16 protein-coding genes are annotated in these 18,534 nt (G+C 67.3%); 4 read left to right on the forward strand and 12 right to left on the reverse strand.

Annotation, left to right across the window (positions count from 1 at the left end; genetic code table 11):
• Positions 1–133: 133 nt before the first annotated feature.
• From BLQ71_RS07990 to BLQ71_RS08000, 3 genes are read left to right on the forward strand one after another with little or no spacing between them, the layout of a single operon-like run.
• Complete coding sequence (locus BLQ71_RS07990; protein ID WP_074621329.1) at positions 134–1,993, forward strand: ABC transporter ATP-binding protein; 1,860 nt, start codon at positions 134–136, stop codon at positions 1,991–1,993.
• Positions 1,990–2,682 (forward strand): SDR family NAD(P)-dependent oxidoreductase, encoded by a 693-nt coding sequence (locus tag BLQ71_RS07995; RefSeq protein WP_074621330.1) that lies wholly within the window; start codon positions 1,990–1,992, stop codon positions 2,680–2,682. Before BLQ71_RS07990 ends, BLQ71_RS07995 begins: the two co-directional genes overlap by 4 nt.
• A 1-nt stretch (position 2,683) precedes the next feature.
• The gene (locus BLQ71_RS08000) at positions 2,684–4,036 is read left to right on the forward strand and encodes an NAD(P)/FAD-dependent oxidoreductase (RefSeq protein WP_074621331.1); all 1,353 of its coding nucleotides are present in this window, start codon (positions 2,684–2,686) and stop codon (positions 4,034–4,036) included.
• Positions 4,037–4,052: 16 nt separating this feature from the next.
• Here BLQ71_RS08000 and BLQ71_RS08005 read toward each other — a convergent pair whose 3' ends face one another.
• The 6 genes from BLQ71_RS08005 to BLQ71_RS08030 are packed head-to-tail and all read right to left on the reverse strand — an operon-like array spanning position 4,053 to position 10,433.
• Positions 4,053–4,874 (reverse strand): sulfurtransferase, encoded by an 822-nt coding sequence (locus BLQ71_RS08005; RefSeq protein ID WP_074621332.1) that lies wholly within the window; start codon positions 4,872–4,874, stop codon positions 4,053–4,055.
• A gap of 17 nt (positions 4,875–4,891) precedes the next feature.
• Positions 4,892–5,848, reverse strand: coding sequence for a hypothetical protein (locus tag BLQ71_RS08010; protein WP_074621333.1), 957 nt, complete (start codon positions 5,846–5,848; stop codon positions 4,892–4,894).
• A complete protein-coding gene (locus BLQ71_RS08015; RefSeq protein ID WP_074621334.1) occupies positions 5,845–7,185 on the reverse strand; it encodes a M20/M25/M40 family metallo-hydrolase in 1,341 nt (446 codons plus the stop codon). Before BLQ71_RS08015 ends, BLQ71_RS08010 begins: the two co-directional genes overlap by 4 nt.
• The gene (locus tag BLQ71_RS08020) at positions 7,182–8,102 is read right to left on the reverse strand and encodes an ABC transporter permease (RefSeq protein WP_074621335.1); all 921 of its coding nucleotides are present in this window, start codon (positions 8,100–8,102) and stop codon (positions 7,182–7,184) included. Before BLQ71_RS08020 ends, BLQ71_RS08015 begins: the two co-directional genes overlap by 4 nt.
• Positions 8,102–8,941, reverse strand: coding sequence for an ABC transporter permease (locus BLQ71_RS08025; RefSeq protein ID WP_069208431.1), 840 nt, complete (start codon positions 8,939–8,941; stop codon positions 8,102–8,104). The genes BLQ71_RS08020 and BLQ71_RS08025 overlap by 1 nt, the downstream gene beginning before the upstream one ends.
• A gap of 4 nt (positions 8,942–8,945) precedes the next feature.
• Positions 8,946–10,433: an ABC transporter substrate-binding protein gene (locus BLQ71_RS08030; RefSeq protein ID WP_074621336.1), complete on the reverse strand. Its 1,488-nt coding sequence runs from the start codon at positions 10,431–10,433 to the stop codon at positions 8,946–8,948.
• A gap of 177 nt (positions 10,434–10,610) precedes the next feature.
• On the opposite strand from BLQ71_RS08030, the gene BLQ71_RS08035 reads away from it, so the two are divergent.
• Positions 10,611–11,297: an FCD domain-containing protein gene (locus BLQ71_RS08035; protein ID WP_043145482.1), complete on the forward strand. Its 687-nt coding sequence runs from the start codon at positions 10,611–10,613 to the stop codon at positions 11,295–11,297.
• Positions 11,298–11,323: 26 nt separating this feature from the next.
• Here the strand turns inward: BLQ71_RS08035 and BLQ71_RS08040 are convergent, their stop codons facing one another.
• From BLQ71_RS08040 to BLQ71_RS08065, 6 genes are all read right to left on the reverse strand, one after another.
• Positions 11,324–12,082 (reverse strand): helix-turn-helix domain-containing protein, encoded by a 759-nt coding sequence (locus BLQ71_RS08040; RefSeq protein WP_052244782.1) that lies wholly within the window; start codon positions 12,080–12,082, stop codon positions 11,324–11,326.
• On the reverse strand, positions 12,079–13,683 hold the full coding sequence (locus BLQ71_RS08045) for a hydantoinase B/oxoprolinase family protein (RefSeq protein ID WP_074621337.1): 1,605 nt from the start codon (positions 13,681–13,683) through the stop codon (positions 12,079–12,081). The genes BLQ71_RS08040 and BLQ71_RS08045 overlap by 4 nt, the downstream gene beginning before the upstream one ends.
• Positions 13,680–15,734 (reverse strand): hydantoinase/oxoprolinase family protein, encoded by a 2,055-nt coding sequence (locus BLQ71_RS08050; protein WP_074621338.1) that lies wholly within the window; start codon positions 15,732–15,734, stop codon positions 13,680–13,682. Before BLQ71_RS08050 ends, BLQ71_RS08045 begins: the two co-directional genes overlap by 4 nt.
• Before the next feature lie 331 nt (positions 15,735–16,065).
• Positions 16,066–16,593, reverse strand: coding sequence for a DUF2478 domain-containing protein (locus BLQ71_RS08055; protein ID WP_074621339.1), 528 nt, complete (start codon positions 16,591–16,593; stop codon positions 16,066–16,068).
• An 8-nt stretch (positions 16,594–16,601) separates the two neighbouring features.
• Positions 16,602–17,873 (reverse strand): molybdopterin molybdotransferase MoeA, encoded by a 1,272-nt coding sequence (locus tag BLQ71_RS08060; RefSeq protein WP_074621340.1) that lies wholly within the window; start codon positions 17,871–17,873, stop codon positions 16,602–16,604.
• Positions 17,860–18,486 carry a carbonic anhydrase gene (locus BLQ71_RS08065; RefSeq protein ID WP_043145491.1) on the reverse strand — a complete coding sequence of 209 codons (627 nt, stop codon included), beginning with the start codon at positions 18,484–18,486 and terminating at the stop codon, positions 17,860–17,862. Before BLQ71_RS08065 ends, BLQ71_RS08060 begins: the two co-directional genes overlap by 14 nt.
• Between the last annotated feature and the right edge of the window lie 48 nt (positions 18,487–18,534).

The following is an 18,534-nucleotide window of genomic DNA, read 5'->3' on the forward strand; positions in this document are numbered from 1 at the left end:
GGACCCCTCTTGTCAGGATATATGATATATCATAAACGGCAACCCCTCGTTTTCCCGGTCCGCGTCATGCGGCGATCCCTTCCGGAGCGGCGGGCAAGCCGCTACGCTTGAACCGATCGAAACGGACCGCGCCATGACCGAACCTGTCTTCTCCGTCTCCGGACTCGAGGTCGCCTTTCGCGGCCGCACCGGCTGGACCCCGGTGGTCCACGACATGTCGATGCAGATCGCGCGGGGCGAAACGCTGGCCCTTGTGGGAGAAAGCGGTTCGGGGAAAAGCGTCACGTCGCTGGCCTCGATGCGCCTGCTCGACCCCGAGACGAGCCGCATCAGGGGCAAGGTTCTGCTGGAAGGCCGCGACCTGCTGACCCTGTCGGAACCCCAGATGCGCGGCGTGCGCGGCAACGACATGGCGATGATCTTCCAGGAGCCGATGACCTCGTTGAATCCCTCGATGAAGATCGGCGAACAGATCGCCGAGGTGCTGGAGGCGCACCAGGGCATGGACCGCAAGGCGGCCCTGGCCGAGACGCAGCGCCTGCTGGACCGGGTGCGCATCCCGGCGGCACGGCAGCGGATGGGCGAATACCCGCACCAGTCCTCGGGCGGGATGCGCCAGCGGTTCATGATCGCGATGGCGCTGGCCTGCCGCCCGCGCCTGCTGATCGCGGACGAACCGACGACGGCGCTGGACGTGACGATCCAGGCCCAGATCCTGGAGCTGATCAAGGTGCTGCAGGAAGAAGAGGACATGGCCGTTCTCTTCATCACCCATGACATGGGCGTCGTGGCCGAGGTCGCGGACCGGACCATCGTCATGTACCGGGGCCGTGCCGTGGAACAGGGTCCGACAGAGGCGCTTTTTGCCGCGCCGGAACAGCCCTACACCCGCGCGCTGCTGTCGGCGGTGCCCCGGCTGGGTTCGATGACCGGCAGCCGCCAACCCGCACGCTTTCCCTTGGTCGAGGCCGAAACCGGCAAGCCCCTGCCCGCCCGTCCGGTCGAAGCGCGCGTGGATGACAGCACCGCACCGCTGCTGCAGGTGCGCGGCCTGACCACGCGCTATGCCACCGGCGGCGGCTTTCTTGGCCGTGGCGCGGGGCGCGTCCACGCGGTCGAGGGCATCGACTTCGACATTCATCCCGGCGAGACCCTGGCGCTTGTCGGTGAATCCGGCTGCGGTAAGTCCTCTGCCGGGCGGTCCATCCTGGGGCTGACCCCGGCACAGGACGGATCGGTCAAGCTGGAAGGCGAGGAACTGCTGGGCCTGTCGCGCCGCGCCATCCGCCCCTACCGGCGCAAGATGCAGATGATCTTTCAGGATCCTTTTGCCAGCCTCGACCCCCGGTTCCGTATCGGGGACGCCATCGCCGAACCGATGCTGACCCACGGTCTTGTCTCGCGTGCCGAGGCGCCAGGGCGCGTGGCGGACCTGTTGGAAAAGGTCGGGCTGACGGGAGACATGGCGCGGCGCTATCCCAACGAGTTCTCCGGCGGCCAGCGCCAGCGCCTCTGCATCGCCCGCGCGCTAGGCATGACACCCAGCCTGATTGTCGCGGACGAGGCGGTGTCGGCGCTGGATGTCTCGATCAAGGCGCAGGTCATCAACCTGATGCTGGACCTGCAGGAAGAGATGGGCCTGTCCTACCTCTTCATCAGCCACGACATGGCGGTGGTCGAACGCATGAGCCACCGCGTCGCGGTCATGTACCTTGGCGAGATCGTCGAGATCGGCCCGCGCGCCGCGATCTTCGAAAACCCGCAGCACCCCTACACCCGCCGCCTGCTGTCGGCCGTGCCGGTCCCGGACCCGGCGCGCAGGGGCATGCGCCGCGGGCTGGACGTGCGCGACCTGAAAAGCCCGGTGCGCCCCCTGGACTACCAGCCGCCCAAGCGGGAATGGCGCGAGGTGTCGCCCGGGCATCGCGTCCAGGTGCCCGGCCCGGAATGGGCCGGCGAGATCGCCGAACAGGCGGCGGGCATCCCGGCATGAACCGCCCCGTCGTGATGATTTCCGGCGCCAGCCGGGGCATCGGCGCGGCCATCGCCGCCGAGATGCACTCTGCCGGATGGGCGTTGAGCCTGGGCCTGCGCGACCCGGACACCAGCCCCCTTCCCGCCTCGGACATCGTGCTGACCTGCCGCTTCGACGCCACCGACACGGACAGCGAAAGCGCCTGGCTCGCCGCGACGCAGGCACGTTTTGGCCGGCTGGACGGTTTGGTTCTGAACGCCGGCATCCACAGCGCGCATTCGGTGCTGGAGGCCAGCGAGGCCGAGTTCGACCAGCTGTTCGACGTCAACGTGAAATCGCCGATGCGCCTGTCGCAACTGGCCTGGCCCCTGCTGAAACAGGGCCCGGGCCGGATCGTGACCATCGCTTCGCTCTCCGGCAAGCGGGTGAAATCGCCGGGATCGGGGCTTTATGCCATGTCGAAATTCGCCCTTGTCGGGCTGACCCATGCCCTGCGGCAGGCCGGAAAGGACAGCGGCGTGCGCGCCACCGCCATCTGTCCCAGTTTCGTGGCAACCGACATGGGCCGGGCCGCATCGGGCACAGATGGCAGCGACAAGACCCGCCCCGAGGACATCGCCCGCATCACCCGCACCGTGCTGGAACTGCCCGCCTCTGCCAGCGTGGCCGAAATCCCCGTCCACTGGGGGGTCGAGGATTGTTTCTGACATGACACTGCCCAATCGCGGCCCGGCGCCGCTTTCGGTCGCCAGTTCGGGCGATCTGCCCGCGACAACGGATATCGTCGTCATCGGCGGTGGGATCATCGGTGCCGCGACGGCGCTGGAGCTGGCCCGCGCCGGCCATGCCACCTGCCTGCTTGAAAAGGGGATCATCGCCGGGGAACAGTCCAGCCGCAACTGGGGCTGGGTCCGGCAAGCCGGGCGCGACTTGCGCGAACTGCCCCTGTCGACCCTGGCCCGCCGCCGCTGGCAGACCCTCTCGGACAGGATCGGCCCCGATCTTGGCTACGTCGAATGCGGCATCGCCTATGTTGCCCGCTCGCCCGAACAGGCCGCCCGCCACCAGGCCTGGGTGACAGAGGCCGCAGGACATGGCATCCCAGCCGAAATCCTCAGCCCCGAACGTCTCACGGCCATCGCTCCCGGGCTGGCCCGAACGGGGCTGTCCGCGCTCTACTTGCCCGGGGACGGACGGGCCGAACCGCAAAACGCCGCGCCGTTGCTGGCGCGCGAGGCCATTCGTGAAGGGGCCAGCATCCACCAGCACTGTGCCGCGCTGGAAATCGAGACCGACCGCGCGGGCATCAGCGGGATGCGCACCGAACGGGGGCGGATCGCCACGCGCTGCGTCATCGTTGCGGGCGGCATCTGGTCCGCGCCCCTGTTGCGACGGCTGGGCGTGGACCTGCCCCAGCTCAAGGTCCTGTCCTCGGCCTGCCGCACCGCGCCCCTGACCAAGGCACAGGGCGCCGCTTTCACCCCCTGTCTTTCGCTGGGAGGCGTCGCCCTGCGGCATCGCGCGGACGGCGGGGTCACGATGGCCAGTTCCGCCACCGCCGTGGCCGAGCTCGTGCCGGACAGTTTCCGCCACATGCGGGCCTTTCTGCCCGGTCTGCGCAGCATGTTGCCGGGCCTGAAGCTGCGGTTGGGCGCCGCCACCCTGCGCGAGACAGGCTGGCTGTTCTCTGGCGTTGCGCTGGAACGCAGCCTGACGCGTCACCGCATCATGGATCCCGCGCCGGACCGCCGTGCCCTGCGGCAGGTCAGGCGGCGCCTTGCAGAGAGCTTTCCCGCGCTCGCGAACATCGAAGAGGCGCAGGCCTGGGGCGGGCTGATCGACGTCACGCCGGACGTGATCCCGGTGATCTCGACGATCGAGCCGGTGCCCGGCCTCGTGATCGGCACCGGCTTTTCCGGGCATGGTTTCGGCATCGGCCCCGGTGCAGGGCGTGTGCTGGCCGAACTGGCGACGGATCAGCGGCCCAGTGTCGACCTACAGGATTTCCGGCTCGACCGTTTCGGCAAAGGCCGACGCGTGCAGATGCAATCCTGGCTCTGACGTTCCAGGCGCCGGGTCAAGCTGCGGGTCCGGTTTCCATCGGCAAGGCCGGGTCGGCGGCCCATTCGTGCCAGGAGCCGACAAAGATCCCCACCCTGTCGAACCCCGCCATGCGCAAACCGTACAGCGCCGTCGCCGCCCGGGCGCCCCTGTGGCAATAGGTGACGACGGGCCGCGCCGGGTCCAGCCCGGCGGCAATGGCCGCCGCGCGGATTTCTTCGGCCGGGCCATAGCGCCCGTCGCGGATCATGTCCTCGTAGAACATGAACAGTGCGCCCGGCACACGCCCGCCACGGGCGCAGCAGTCATGCGCGAAACTGCCGTCGAACTCGCTGGGGCGGCGCACGTCGAAGATCTGGAGCTCCGGCGCCGGTGTCAGAAGGGCGTCGCCGATCAGCGCCAGATCGGGCCGCCAGCCCTCCGGCGCGGGTCCGTCCACATGGGTGATCGCCTCGGCCACCCCCTGCCCTGGTGCCGTCGCGCCGCCGATCTCGCGCCAGGCACGCAACCCGCCATCCAGGATCACACCGCCGTCACGCCCCAGCAATTCCTGGAACCACAGACCGCGCGGCGAGCGCATGCCCGTTTCCTCCTCGAACCAGACCACGGTCCGGGCCCTGTCCAGCCCGGCCCGGCGAAAGGCCGCGGCCGCGCCCGCCGCCATGCCGGCATACCCCTCGTCGGTGCTGTCCGGCACGAAATAGTCGTAGACGTTCAGAAAGATCGCGCCCGGCAGGCTCTCCTGCTCCCAGGCTTCGCGGGTGCGGGTGTCGACCAGGACAAGCCCCGGTTCGTCCAGCCGGGCGGCAAGTTCGCTTGCGGAAATGGTCACAGGCATGTCGGTCCTTTCGGAAGTCAGTCGGTGAGGATCTGCCCCAACCCCAGGTCGGTGGCCCGGCGCATCAGGCGCGCGGCAAGGGCAATGTCGAAGATGTTGAGGCCGAAGCTGGAGAAATAGACGCAGGCCGCCGGGTCCGACCGCCAGCCGTCCAGCAGGATCGCGGCGGCATCGGCGGCGATGCGATCGGCAGGAAAACGCCCGGCGCGGTGCATCTGGAACAGGCTCTTGGCGCTTGTCCGCGCAAAGTCGCCCCAGAGATCGCAGGTCACGGCATCGGCGCGATCGATCGCATCAAAGCTGACCTCGTGATAGCCGATCTGCAGGATCAGCGCGCCTCTGGCCATCACTTCCGGCCCCAGGATCGGTTCCGGCGCAGAGGTACAGGCAAAGGTGACCTCGGCAGCCAGACTGGCCTCCGAGGCCGCCCGGTGGCGACGGATCGCAACCCCCTCGGGCGCCTCTATCGCGCGTCCCGAGCGTGTCCAGTGATGCACCTCGGCCAGGTCGGGGAACACGGCCCGCGCCATCCGCAGATGCATTTGCGCCTGTGCTCCGGCGCCAAGGATCGCGATACGCCGGACGCCGGGTTTCAGCGCCCGCACAACCGCCCCGGACAGCGCCGCCGTCCGCACCCGGGTCAGCATGGCGCTGTCCACGATGCCCATCGGCAGGCCCGTTTCAAGGTCGTCGAGGACGGTGCGCGAGGTGATCGCCTCGCCCCCTTGCGGGGCCTCTGGCCGATGAACGGTCCATTTCAAACCGGCGGCGGCAAAGCGCCCTCCGACACGGGCCGGCAGCCCATATCCCTTGGCGCGGGGATCGGTCCCCAGCGGCAGGACATTCTCGGCGGCCATCTCGGCCTTTCTGGCACGCAACAGAGCCAAGGCGTCATGCACATCCGCCAGGGCCGCGTCCCAGTCCAGCGCCCCCGCGGCGATCAGGTCGCGGCGGTTGAGGTAACGCCCGGTCATGCCGCCTGCCCCATGCCCGTCAGCCAGGCCTGGACAGAGGCGATGAACCGTCCGAACCCCTCAATCTGCAGGAATTCGTCAACCGCATGGGCATTCCCGCCTCGACCTGCGCCGCCGATCAGAAAGCTCTCGGCATGGCGGGCAAAGGCGTGCCCGGGGGCAGAGCCAAGGGCCCAGGGCCAGACCTGCGGCGCCTGCGACGTCTGTTCATAGGCCGCGATCAGGGCCCGCGCACCCCGGCTGTTGGCGCCGAAGCGCACGCCCGGCGCGCTCTCTCCCACCTCCAGCGTCACGCCGCCGCCGTCCAGCCGGGCGCGCTGCGCCGCCAGGAAACGCCCGGCCTCCAGTCCCGGCGGGGTGCGCAGGTCGAACAGGGCCTCGGCCCTGTGCGGGATCACGGCGGTGTCCCCCACCGGGTCACTGGTCAGCGAAGAGATATTCAGCGAGGCGGTGCGCAGGACATGGCGCAGCAGCGCCTCGGCATCGCCACCAAGGGCAAAGCGGCTGGCAGTGCGAAATTCCAGTTCAGCCTCCGGGTCGAACCCCTGCGCCAGCGTGGCGATCAGCACCGAGGCCTCCTCATCCAGAGCCACCTGCGCCAGTTCGCCCGTCACCGCGCCGCCGAAGTCCCCCAGCGCGTCGACAAGCACCCGTGCCGGGTTGGCGATCCAGGGGGCGTTGCTGGAATGGATCGCCGTGCGTGGGCCGCCCCAGTCCCCGCCCTCGACCAGAAGCCGGCCCTTGGTGATCCCCGAAAAGCCCAGGAACACACGTGGCGCCCCGCCGCCATATTCGCAAAGGCTGGGAAACAGCCCTCCGGTGCAGGACGGCAAGGGACACCCGGGCGCGGCAAGGTAGCGCCGCATCGCTGGTGATCCGTGTTCTTCCTCACCGTCCAGCAGGATCTCGACGTTGACGTGCAGACGGCCTGCGCGGTGCAGGTCGCGCAGGGCGACAAGCATTCCGGCCAGCGGCCCCTTGTTGTTCTCGGCGCCGCGGGCGACAAAGACCTCGCCCAGCCCCTCCATCCGGGTCCGCCCGCCCGTCCAGGGATCGACGCGCCAGCCCTCGGGCATCGCGGGCATGACATCGTACATGTTGTAGAGGATCACGCTCTCATCCGCGCCGACGTCCAGTCGCGCATGGATCACGGGGGCGCCCTCCGGCCCTCCGACCGGCGCCATGATGGTCGCCCCCAGTTCGCCGGTCAGCCAATCCAGCAGCGCGGTCACCTGGCGCGCCTGCGCCGCCGGATCGCCTGCGTGCGAGGGGATCGCGCACCAGAGCGCCGTCAGGTCCAGCGCCTCTTCCAGCAGGGGCGCGGGCGCCGTCCTCACAGGCGGATCCTCGGGTTGAGCCAGGTGTAGGCCACGTCGACCAGGAAATTTGCCACGACAAAGACCAGTGCCGCGAACAGGACCACCGCCTGCACGACCGGGAAATCGCGGTTCTGGATCGCCTCGACCGCCAGCCGCCCGATCCCCGGCCAGGCAAAGATGATTTCGGTCACCAGTGCACCGCCCATGAGCGAGGCCAGGTACATGCCCTGCAGGGTGACAACCGGGATCATCGCGTTGCGCAGGGCGTGGCGGACGACGATGCGCCATTCGGTCAGCCCCTTGGCGCGCGCGGTGCGGACATAGTTCTCGCCCAGCGTCTCGATCAGGCTGGACCGCACCAGCCGGGTGATTGCCGAGAGGTAATAGGCGCCCAGCGCCAGCGAAGGCATGACCAGGTGACCGAGGCTGCCATAACCGCTGGAAGGCAGCCAGCGCAGGTTCAGCGAAAAGAGGATGATCAGCATCAGCGCCAGCCAGAACACCGGCACAGCTTGCCCAAGCAGGGAAATGACGCGAATGGCAAAGTCGATCGGGCTGTTCTTGCGCACAGCCGCGATGGCGCCCAGCAGGAAGCCAAGCAACGACGACCAGAGCAGCGCCGAGAGCGCCAGGAGCGCGGTCGCGCCCAGCCGTTCCGCCAACAGGTCCATCGCCGGGCGGCTGTAGCGCAGGGACGACCCGAGGTCGCCCTGCAGCGCATCGACCAGGAAGCGCCCGTACTGGACGATGATCGGATCGTCGAAGCCCATCGCCTCGCGGAAGGCGTCGATCTCGGCGGCTGTGGAATCCGGTGCCATCATCAGCACGGCCGGGTCGCCGGTCAGGAACAGCGCAAAGAACACCAGCGCCGAGACGCCGAACATCACGATCAGGCCCTGAGCGGCACGGGACAGCAGGAAGCGCAGGCCTTTCATCAGGACACCTTGCTTTCGGCCCGGCGGACCAGCCAGTCGCCAAGCAGGTTGCAGCCGATGACCAGCGCGCCGATCATCAGGCCGGGATAAAGCACCAGCCAGTTCGCGATCAGGATCACCGACCGGCCCTCGCCGATCAGGTTGCCCAGCGTCGGCATCGGCGGCTGCACCCCCAGCCCGAGAAAGCCAACAGAGGCCTCGAGGATGATCAGGCGCGGCAGGTCCAGCGTCAGAAGCACAGTCTGCGGCCCGATGATGTTGGGCAGGACGTGGCGAAAGATGATCGTCGTGTCCGACAGTCCCATCGCGCGCGAGGCGTCGATGTATTCCAGTTCCCGAACCTCCAGCGTGCGGCCCCGGGCGACCCGGGCGAAGATCGCCCAGCCCGTCAGGCCCAGCACGATCACGAGGTTGGTCATCGAGGGGCCCAGCACCGAGACCAGCAAGAGGATCAGCAGGATGAAGGGCACCGCCAGCTGGATGTCCACGAGGCGCATGATCAGCGCATCGACCCAGCCGCCGTAATACCCCGCGATCATGCCCAGCGCGGTGCCAAGCACGACAGAGATCAGCGCCGCGATCAGCACGATCCCGAAGGACACCAGCGTCCCCAGTCCCAGCCGGGCGAGAAGATCCCGCCCGAGCTGATCGGTTCCCAGCGGATGGAGCGCATCCCCCACCACTGTCATCGGAGGTTTGAACGTCGCGGAAATGTCACCGCGCAGCGGGTCCAGCGGCCAGGCCAGCGGGACCAGGATACAAAAGGCCACGGATGCCGCGAGGAGGAAGATCGCCAGCGCGGCGTCCTCGTTTCCCTTGATGCGCAAACTTCCGGTCAAGGGGTCAGTCCACCGTGATGGTGAAGACGGGGATGCGGGCGTCGGCCCGGCCGTCGAAGGTCACATTCGGGGCTTTGCCCATCAGCTTGTCCTCCTGGTAGAGGGTGATCAGCGGCACCTGCTCGGCCGCGACCTCCTGGATCTCCTGCAGGATCGCCGCGCGCGCCTCGGGATCGACGGTCGACCGGCTCTGGTCCAGCAGTGCATCGAGGGCGTCGATCCGGGCCCCCGAATAGGGCTCACCCGACTTCATGATCGCATAGATCGCCGCATCCGCGTCAAGCGTCTGGGTGGAGCCCCAGCCCAGCATGTAGATCGGCCCCTCGAAGGGCACGGTCTGGGTGTAGACCGACCATTCCATCGTTTCCTGGTTCACGTCCAGACCGATGTCCTCGAACCCCTGCGCGATGGTCTGGGCCACTTCGGCGTTCTTCATGTAGCGGAACGACGACTGCATGGTGATCTCGAACCCGTCCGCGAAGCCCGCCTCAGCCAGCAGCTGCCTTGACAGCTCCGGATCGAATTCCGGCACCGGCACATCGAGATAGCCGAAATCGGCGGCACCGACCTGCGTGCCCTTCGGCGTGGCAAGCCCGCCCAGCAGGTTCTCGGTGATCGAAACCCGGTCGATGGCGTGGTTCAGCGCCTGGCGCACCTTGACGTTGTCCAGCGGCGCCTTGTCCATGCGCAGGCCCAGGTAGATGGTCAGGCCGCCGTTCTCGACCTGTACCAGGTCGGCGTCGGGCGATTGCTGCAAGAGCGGCACCAGGTCCACCGGCACATCCTCGATCAGGCCCACCTCGCCGGTGATCAGCGCGGTGATCCGCGCCGTCGCATCGGGGATCGGGCGCCAGATCACCGTCTTGATGTCCGGCTGACCGCGCCAGTAGTCGGGGTTGGCCTCCAGGGTCACGCGCTCGTCGGGCACGAAATCCACGAAGGCATAGGCACCGGTGCCGACGGGATTGTTGGCGAAATGCTCGCGCCCATGTTCGGCGATGTATTTCGGCGGCACGATATAGGCGGGATAGCGGCTCATCCGTGTCGGCAACAGCGGATCGGGTTCCGCGGTGGTGATGCGCACTGTCATCGGGTCCACCACCTCGACCGAGGCAATCGTGCGGATGTAGGAAATCGTCGGCGCCTTGTTGTCCGGGTTCAGCACGCGGTCGAGGCTGAATTTCACCGCCTCGGCGTCAAAGGGTTCGCCGTTGTGAAAGGTCACACCCTCGCGCAGCGTGAATTCCCATGTTGTGTCGTCGATCGAGGTCCAGCCAGTGGCCAGGCCCGGAACCAGCTTCATGTCCTCGTCGCGCATGACCATCGTGTCAAAGATATTGTCGACGATGGTGGCCGCCTCGCGCAGGAAACCGGGATCAAGCGCGTTGGTCGAGGCAGATCGCCCAATGACGAGCGTGTCGTCCTGTGCGAATGTCGCCGTGGCCGGAAGGGCCAGGGCAAGACCGAGGGCAAATGCAGGGAAACTCTTCATGTCGTGAGACCTCCTATTGGATGCAGTCGCAGGTTGGATGGGGAAGCGGGCCGCCTGTCTTGGCCTCTTGATTGGATCTTTCGCAGCGATCCAGAATATAATATATCATATATCATGGCTCCGCAAGCCAGGCGCGGCCCCGCGCGCAGTCAGACCACACGCAGGAGATTATTTTTTATGCAGACCGGATTCAGTGCCCCGCCCCGCAAGAGCCTGACCGCCCATGTCGAAAGCCAGCTGCGCGACGCGTTGATCGAGGGCCGCCTGGAACCGGGCACACGACTGGTCACGAAGGAGCTGGCGACCTCTCTGGGCATGAGCATCACGCCGGTCCGCGAGGCCCTGGTGCGCTTTGCGGCTTCGGGCGTCCTGACTGCGGAGCCGGCCAGTTCCTTTCGTGTGCCTGTCATGACGGTGGCCAGCTACGCCGAGCTTGGGGCGATCCGAAAACGCGTGGAATCCCTCGCCGCCGAGACCGCCGCACAAAAGATGACCGCCGCCCAGATCGACGCGCTGGAACAACAGGTACAGGCCTACATCGAGGCCAAGCACACCCGCGACCCGCACGAGGCGCTCAAGGAAAACAAGGAGTTGCGGTTCAGTCTTTATGCCGCCGCCGAGATGCCGATCCTCCTGCAGACGATCGAGACGCTCTGGCTGCGCGCCGGGCCGGGTTTCAACTACCTTTTTCCCGACCCCGGCGCGAGCCGCACCGAACACGCCAACTACGAGGCGCTGATCAAGGCCCTGCGCGCCGGCGACGCCGCGGCCGCCGGAGAGGCGATCTGCCGGGCCATCGACGACGGCTCGGAACGGGTGTCGCGGGCCCTTGCCGAACGCGAACGTCAGGCCGGGGCGGGCTGAGATTGCGAAGCGCGGGCAACCCATGATCACAGCTCCCGCGCCGACAGGTGACGGGACAGGCTCTCGCGGACGCGCCGTTTCAGCTCTGCCTCCATGTCGCGCCCCGGCGCCAGGACCGAGACCGCAAGTTCGACACCGCCCCGCCCGACGTTGTCCCGCACCGGCATCGCCAGACTGCAGACATCCACCTGCCCCGAACGCCGGGAAACCAGCAGCCAGCCCTGTTCGAGATAGCGCGCCAGTTCGCCCCGCACGCCGGTCTCGCTCAGGCCCCAGTCGGCATAGCGCGGCGCGTTGATGCGCAGCACCTGCTCGCGGCCCGGGGCGTCCATCTCGCCCAGCACGACCAGCCCGCCGACACCGACGCCCAGCGGAAGCCGCCCGCCGATGCCGTCGAACATCGCGGGCACCTGGGCAAACCCGCTTTGCCAATCCAGGCAGACGGAATCGAACCCCGCCCGCGCCATCAGAAAGGTCGGCAGCCCGGTTTCGGCGGCCACGTTGATAAGCAAGGGACGCAGCGAGGCGGTCATGTCGCCCACCGCCGCCTCCTTGAGCGCGATGGCGTGGATCGCGGGGCCGACATGGTAGTTCCCGCGCCGCCCGATCTGCATGACGAACCCGTGGTCCACCAGCGCCGCAACCGCACGATGCACCGGCGCGCGGGCATCGCCCAGCGCCTCGGCCAGGGCCGTCAGCGACAGGCCCTCTGCCCCGGCTTCGCCCAGGACGGCCAGGATACGCGCGGCACGGGCCGCGTTCGAAGAGGCGCGCGGCGTGCTCATGCGCGGGCCGCCTTGCGCCCCGAGCGCGCATCCGCATCCCGCAGCCCGGCAGAACGCCCCGCCGGATCGCCGTGGCCGCCACCGCCTGGGGTGATGACCTCGAAGATGTCGCCCGCCGCCAGGTCCGCGCTGCCTGACAGGTCGATAGCCCGTGGATCGCCGTTGATGCGGAAGGCGCCGCTGGCCCCCGGGCCGCCACCGTCCAGCCCCCAGGCCCGTGACGTCAGGCGCGCGCCCATGATCTGAACCCTGCAATCCGCATCGGCGCGATAGACCCGCCGCACCCCCATGCCGCCCAGCCAGGTGCCGTCGCCGCCGCTGTCCTCGGCGAATTCATAGGCCATCAGGGTGATCGGATATTCCGCCTCCAGCGCCTCCAGCGGCAGGTTTGACGTGTTGGTCATGTGCACCTGCACCGCGTCCAGCCCATCCTTGTCGGGCCGCGCGCCAGAGCCCCCGGCAATGGTTTCCAGGTAGACCCACAGGTCGCCATCGGGCCGCGTGCCGCTGAAGCTGGCCACATGAACCGATCCGCAGGCCGCCGCGCTGACACGGTCAGGGACCACCTGCGCCAACGCGCCGTGGATCAGGTCGACCACCCGCTGACAGGCCGAGATACGCCCGTCCACCGCCGCCGGATGCACGCAGTTCAACAGCGTCCCGGGTTGCGCCGTGATACTCAGAGGCCGCGCCAGCCCCGCATTGGGCAGGATCGTCGGATCGACCACCGATTTCACCGCGTAATAGACCGTCGCCTGCAGCGCAGTGTAGATCACGTTCAGTCCCGCGCGCACCTGTGGCGGGCTGTCGAAACTCAGCGCCATGTCCTCGCCCCGGATCGTCAGCGTGACCGAAAGCGTCATGTGCTCGGCCTGGCTCTCGGTCTCGAAGATGTCCGAGAAGGTCCATGAGCCATCCGGAAGGGCCGCGATCCCGGCGCGCATCTTGCGCTCGGCATAGGCCATCAGTTCCTCGCCCGCTGCCTGTACCGTCTCGACCCCGAAACGCGCGCAAAGCTCCTGCATCCGCAGCACGCCCAGCCGGTTCGCCGCCATCTGGGCGCGCAGGTCGGACAGGCGCTCGTCCGGCACCTGGCAATTCAGCAGGAACAGACGCATGACCTCGGCCTGGCGCACACCGTCCCTTTGCAGGCGGATCGGCGGAATGCGCAGTCCCTCCTGGTAGACATGGGCATGGCCCCGGTCCGCAAAATCCGAATGATGCGCCGTGTTGATGGCCCAGCCGAACAGCGCGCCCGCGACAAAGATCGGTTCGGCCATGACGATGTCCGGCAGATGCGTTCCGCCGCCCGCGTAGGGATCGTTGCCGATAAAGACATCGCCTGGACGCAGGTCCTCTGCCGGATACGCCTCCAGCAGGCGCGGCACGAATTGCAGGAAACTGCCCAGGTGCATCGGGATGTGTTCGGCCTGGCAGAGGATTTCTCCCCTTGCCGTACAAAGCGCGGTGGAACAGTCGCGCCGCTCCTTGATGTTGGTGGAATGGCTGGCGCGCACCAGCGCCTCGCCCATCTCGTCCACCGCAGAGGAAAAGGCGCTGCCGATCACCTCGACGGTCACGGGGTTCAGCGTCCGGGTCATGTGCTGCGCTCCAGGATCAGGGTCAGGTAGGGATCGACGCGCGCCGTCATCCCCGACGGAACGACAGTGGTCGTATCGAGCTGGTCGATGATCGCAGGCCCTTCGATCAGGTTGCCCGGTTTCAAAAGGGTGCGATCATAGATCGGCGTCTCGGCGAAGCCGCCCGCCTCGCGCATCCAGACCGGGCGTTGGCCGGTCTGCGCGGCAGAGGCATCTGGCCCTGCGTCCGAAAATGCCGGCATCTGCGCCTTGGGCACGACGCCGGTGGCCTGCAGCCGATAGGTCACCATCTGGATCGCGTCACCCTCGGCCACGAAACCGTAAAGCTGTTCGTGCCGGGCCAGAAACCCCTCGCGCAGCGCGTCTAGGCTGTGCTCGTCGATCGGCCCCTCCGGCAGATCCACGGCGATCTCGTAGTTCTGACCAGCATAGCGCATATCGACGCGCGAGTTCAGCCCCTGCGCCTCGGGCGCTATGCCTTCGCGGGCGAACCAGTCCCGCGCCTGACGCGCCAGCCCCTCAAAAACCTCGGCCAGATCGGCGGGCTCCGCCTCATCCAGCAGCCGGATCTGCGTCGCCGCATAGTCCGTCCGAAGGTCGGTCATCAAAAGGCCCAGCGCGCAAAGCACGCCCGGCGTGCGCGGGATCAGGATGCGGTCCATGCCCAGCTCCGCCGCCAGCCGCGCCGCGTGGACCGGCCCGGCACCACCGAACGCCACCAGCGCATAGTCGCGCGGATCATGCCCGCGCTGGACAGAGATCAGCCGGATCGCCTTGGCGGTATTCGCCGTCACGATATCGAGGATGCCGTCCGCGGTCTCCATCACGCCCAGGCCCAGACGGCCGGCCAACCGCTCCACCGCCGTTACCGACAGGTCACGGTCGATGGACATCTGCCCGTTCAGCAGCGCCTTGGGGTTCTGGGTCTGCAGGACGACATTTGCATCGGTCACAGTCGGTTCCTCGGTGCCCAGACCATAGCAGGCGGGTCCGGGATGGGCGCCAGCGCTGCGCGGCCCGACCTTCAGCAACCTGCCGCTGTCCACATGGGCGATCGACCCGCCCCCGGCGCCCACGGTGTGAATGTCCAGCATCGGCGCCTTGAGCGGGTAGCCATGCACCTCGGCCTCTGCCACCACGCGGCACCTGCCGCCCTCCAGCAGCGCCACGTCCGAACTGGTGCCGCCCATGTCGAATGTAATCAGGTTGCCGATGCCGGTCATGGCCCCCAGCGCCTGCGCCGCGACGACACCGGTCGAGGGGCCGGACAGGACCGTCCGCACCGGCAAACCCGCCGCCTGATCGAACCCCGCCACGCCGCCATTCGACTGGGTCAGATGCGGCGTGACCGGCAGGCCTGCCTCTGCCAGACGGGTTTTCAATGCGGTGACATAGGTCCGCATCACCGGCCCCAGGTAGGCATTGACCACGGTCGTGGACAGGCGTTCATACTCGCGGAACTCGGGCGCCACCTCGTGCGACAGCGCAAGGAAAGCCTCGGGGAATTCCTCGGCCACGATCTCGGCGGCGCGCCGTTCATGCGCCTCGGACAGGAAGGCATAGAGAAAGCTGACGGCGATGGACTCGACCCCCGCCGTGCGCAGCTGCCTGACCGCCTCGCGCAGCGCCGCCTCGTCCAGCGGCACTTCGGTGCTGCCATCCCCCCGCAGGCGTTCGGGCACACCGATGCGCAGATCCCGCGTGACAAGTTCCTGCGGCTTGTCCGCGTTCATGTCATAGAGGTGCGGGCGTTTCTGCCGACCGATGACCAGCAGGTCACGGAAGCCTTCGGTGGTGATCAGGCCCGTCCTGACGCCCCGATGCTGGATCAGTGCATTGGTTGCAACCGTGGTGCCGTGCCCGAAAAAGCCGACATCCCGCGCCGCGATCCCGGTCCGCGACAGCCCTTCGGCAAAGGCCTGCGCAATCCCGCGCGAGGGGTCGTCCGGGGTCGAGCTGACCTTCCAGATATGAACATCGCCCCTGTCTTCGTCGATCAGGCAGACATCCGTGAATGTGCCGCCAGAATCGATGCCGATGCGCCAGGCCATCGCCCCACCCCGTCTTCGTTACCGTCACCCGCCGGTCTAGCGCGAGACCTGACACAGACGAAGACAAGACCATTTATCGGATCATTTTTCCTCTATTGATCCTATAATCGGATTTTGAGCGGTGAAGATTTATTCCTTGAGCAGGTTTCCCGCCACCGCCCCCCCGGTTCGTGACCACCTGGATCGGCAATCGCCCCAAGGCATCCCCGGAACGCGTACCCGGGGTGCGCGCCGGATTACATCAACAAACGGCGGTAAACGCGCCTTCATCACCTGAGTGGGTGCCGCACACGGCCCACCCCCGACACCCCTCCCGGGACGGTTTCAAGCATCACGCAACCATGTCCTCGGATGCGTCCAGCGCCTTCAATGCCCAGCTGGTCAAGGCTTCGATAGAGGGGTCACAACGGTCTGCCAATCCACCGGCAAAGTCCTCGAAGGCTTGCTCGTTCATCGCGTTCAGGCCAACCACGACCGGGATGTCATCCGCAACGGCGCGGGCAAGCACGTCGCGGAAACCTCGGCCCGCCGCTTCCTGCTTTCCGAACTTGTTCAGGACGATGAGGTCTGCGCCTGCGGCCAGGGACGTTTCGACGGCCGCCACGGACAATTCGAGGTTTTCGGGATCGAGCCGGCAACCGCGCGAAGCACTGCCAAGGTTCTGGGATATCCGAAAAACCGGTCCGTCGGGCAGAGCCTGCACGTCCATGTCGCAGGGATGGTCGCCTTCACGTTCGGTGTTGATTTGCACGAGGCCACGCACCTTGTACCCACGCGCCAGCATCTGCTGAGCAAAGGCGTACAGCAATTCATCGGTATCGCCACGTCCGGGCATGATGAGGGTCGCGATCTGAGTCATGGGTCATCTCAACTTTCTTCGAAAGGCAGGAATTCGAGCAACATGCTCGTATCGATCTGGTCGGCCTCCGACGGCAACAGCAACAGGCCGTCGGCGTCGGCAAGGGGGCTGACCCGACCGGAATAGGTGGCCCCTTCGGCGGTGACCGTCGCGCGCCCGCGCAGGTCGAAACCGACGAGTCGCGCGGGACGCAATTCGCAGCGACCGGGCTTGTGGCGGAGGTTTACGGCGGACGACACGATCATCTTGCGCGGTTTGCCGGTGGCCCCTTGCAAGGCATCCACGATGGCACGGCCAAAGAGATGCCAGCCCACGAACGAGGCTTGCGGGTTGCCCGGCAACCCGAGCCAGAGCGCGGTGCCGATGCGGCCGAAGCTGACGGGTTTTCCGGGCTTCAGGGCGACGCCCGCGAAGTGGAGACGGTCCCCGATCCGCTCGACAGCGCGCCGCAGGTAGTCCTCTTCTCCGACGGATACGCCCCCCGTGGTGACGATCAGGTCAACCGCCCCCGAGAGACGCTCCAGTTCGGCACACAACCTGCCCAGGTCATCACCGATACGGGCCTTTTCCACGATGGAGACACCCGGCTGTGCGATCAGGGCCTCCAGCATCGGGCCGTTGACGTCATTGATTTTGCCCGGAGCAGCCTCCTGCCCCGGCGCGACCAATTCCGATCCGGTGATCAGAAGCGCAATGCGCAGCCTTCGGCGTACCCTGACTTCTGCCACTCCCGCGGCGGCCATCATGGCAATGTCGCGCGGTCCGATGCGCCTGCCCGCGGGCAGAATGACATCGCCAGCCGCCATGTCCTCTCCGGCCCTGCGCACATTGGCCCCGACCGTGGGCAGGCGATCAAAGCGGGCGATGCCGTTACGCAGGGTGACGTGTTCTTGTGCCACCACCGCGTTTGCCCCGGCGGGCAGCGGCGCGCCGGTAAAGATCCGCACCGTCGCAATACGATCAAGCTGTGCAGGGGCGTCCCCGGCGGCGGTCCGGTCCACGACCGGCAGGATGCACGGACCCGGTCCGATCAGGTCCCCGCACCGCACGGCGTAGCCGTCGACCGCGCTATTGGCGAAGGGCGGCACATTCACCCGGGACATCACCGGTTCCGACAGACAACGCCCCAGGGCCTCGCCAATCGGCAGCATATCCACCCCCGGCACCAGGGGGGTCTCTGCGGCACAGAGGGCAAGCGCCTCGTTCAACGACGTCAGACCGGGTGCCCCCTCGCTTTCATCGCAGCCGCAGGTGCGATCATTCAGGTCATGCAGCTTCATGGCAGGCTCCTTTCTTCAGGTTGGGCAGACCAACCGAACATTCCAGATTGCGCAGCAACCCATCCCGCAATCCATAGATCAGGCCGTGGAGGCGCACCGGTTGGCCATCGGCCCAGGCTCGGCGCATGATGGGTGTCTCGGCGACACGTGCGACGCCTTCGATCACGTTGAGTTCGGCCAGCCGGTCCCGGCGTTCCTCCATGTCCGTCAGCACGTCAAGTTCGGCCTGCGCCTGGCGCGCCAACCTCCGGATCGGTTCCAGCCAGTGATCCGCCAGCCCGTGAGGAATATCCTCTGTCGCGGCGCGAATGCCGCCGCATCCATAGTGACCGCAGACGATGATCTCGCGGACCTTCAGCGCCTCGACGGCAAATTCCAGCGCGCTGAGCATGTTCATGTCGGACGAGTGGATCACGTTGGCGACGTTGCGATGGACAAAGACCTCGCCCGGGTCCAGCCCCGCCACCACGTTGGCGGGCACCCGGCTGTCCGAACAGCCGATCCAGAAGAATTCCGGCGTCTGCTGTGCCGCAAGCCCGGCGAAAAACCCGGGATCGGCGGCGCGACGCTCGGCCGACCAGGTCCTGTTCCTGTCCAGGAGATCGTTCAGCATGGGCTTGCCACTCCCTGTGTTGTGAAGGTTGTCATCTCGTCCGCACCC

It is taken from the genome of Antarctobacter albus, assembly GCF_900101505.1.
Taxonomy (GTDB): Bacteria; Pseudomonadota; Alphaproteobacteria; order Rhodobacterales; family Rhodobacteraceae; genus Antarctobacter; species Antarctobacter albus.

What these genes read in the sequence shown, in the direction of transcription:
- BLQ71_RS07990 (WP_074621329.1), top strand. Translation starts at nt 134, where the DNA reads ATGACCGAACCTGTCTTCTCCGTCTCCGGACTCGAGGTCGCCTTTCGC.
- BLQ71_RS07995 (WP_074621330.1), top strand. Translation starts at nt 1,990, where the DNA reads ATGAACCGCCCCGTCGTGATGATTTCCGGCGCCAGCCGGGGCATCGGC.
- BLQ71_RS08000 (WP_074621331.1), top strand. Translation starts at nt 2,684, where the DNA reads ATGACACTGCCCAATCGCGGCCCGGCGCCGCTTTCGGTCGCCAGTTCG.
- BLQ71_RS08005 (WP_074621332.1), bottom strand. Translation starts at nt 4,874, where the DNA reads ATGCCTGTGACCATTTCCGCAAGCGAACTTGCCGCCCGGCTGGACGAA.
- BLQ71_RS08010 (WP_074621333.1), bottom strand. Translation starts at nt 5,848, where the DNA reads ATGACCGGGCGTTACCTCAACCGCCGCGACCTGATCGCCGCGGGGGCG.
- BLQ71_RS08020 (WP_074621335.1), bottom strand. Translation starts at nt 8,102, where the DNA reads ATGAAAGGCCTGCGCTTCCTGCTGTCCCGTGCCGCTCAGGGCCTGATC.
- BLQ71_RS08030 (WP_074621336.1), bottom strand. Translation starts at nt 10,433, where the DNA reads ATGAAGAGTTTCCCTGCATTTGCCCTCGGTCTTGCCCTGGCCCTTCCG.
- BLQ71_RS08035 (WP_043145482.1), top strand. Translation starts at nt 10,611, where the DNA reads ATGCAGACCGGATTCAGTGCCCCGCCCCGCAAGAGCCTGACCGCCCAT.
- BLQ71_RS08040 (WP_052244782.1), bottom strand. Translation starts at nt 12,082, where the DNA reads ATGAGCACGCCGCGCGCCTCTTCGAACGCGGCCCGTGCCGCGCGTATC.
- BLQ71_RS08045 (WP_074621337.1), bottom strand. Translation starts at nt 13,683, where the DNA reads ATGACCCGGACGCTGAACCCCGTGACCGTCGAGGTGATCGGCAGCGCC.
- BLQ71_RS08050 (WP_074621338.1), bottom strand. Translation starts at nt 15,734, where the DNA reads ATGGCCTGGCGCATCGGCATCGATTCTGGCGGCACATTCACGGATGTC.
- BLQ71_RS08055 (WP_074621339.1), bottom strand. Translation starts at nt 16,593, where the DNA reads ATGACTCAGATCGCGACCCTCATCATGCCCGGACGTGGCGATACCGAT.
- BLQ71_RS08060 (WP_074621340.1), bottom strand. Translation starts at nt 17,873, where the DNA reads ATGAAGCTGCATGACCTGAATGATCGCACCTGCGGCTGCGATGAAAGC.
- BLQ71_RS08065 (WP_043145491.1), bottom strand. Translation starts at nt 18,486, where the DNA reads ATGCTGAACGATCTCCTGGACAGGAACAGGACCTGGTCGGCCGAGCGT.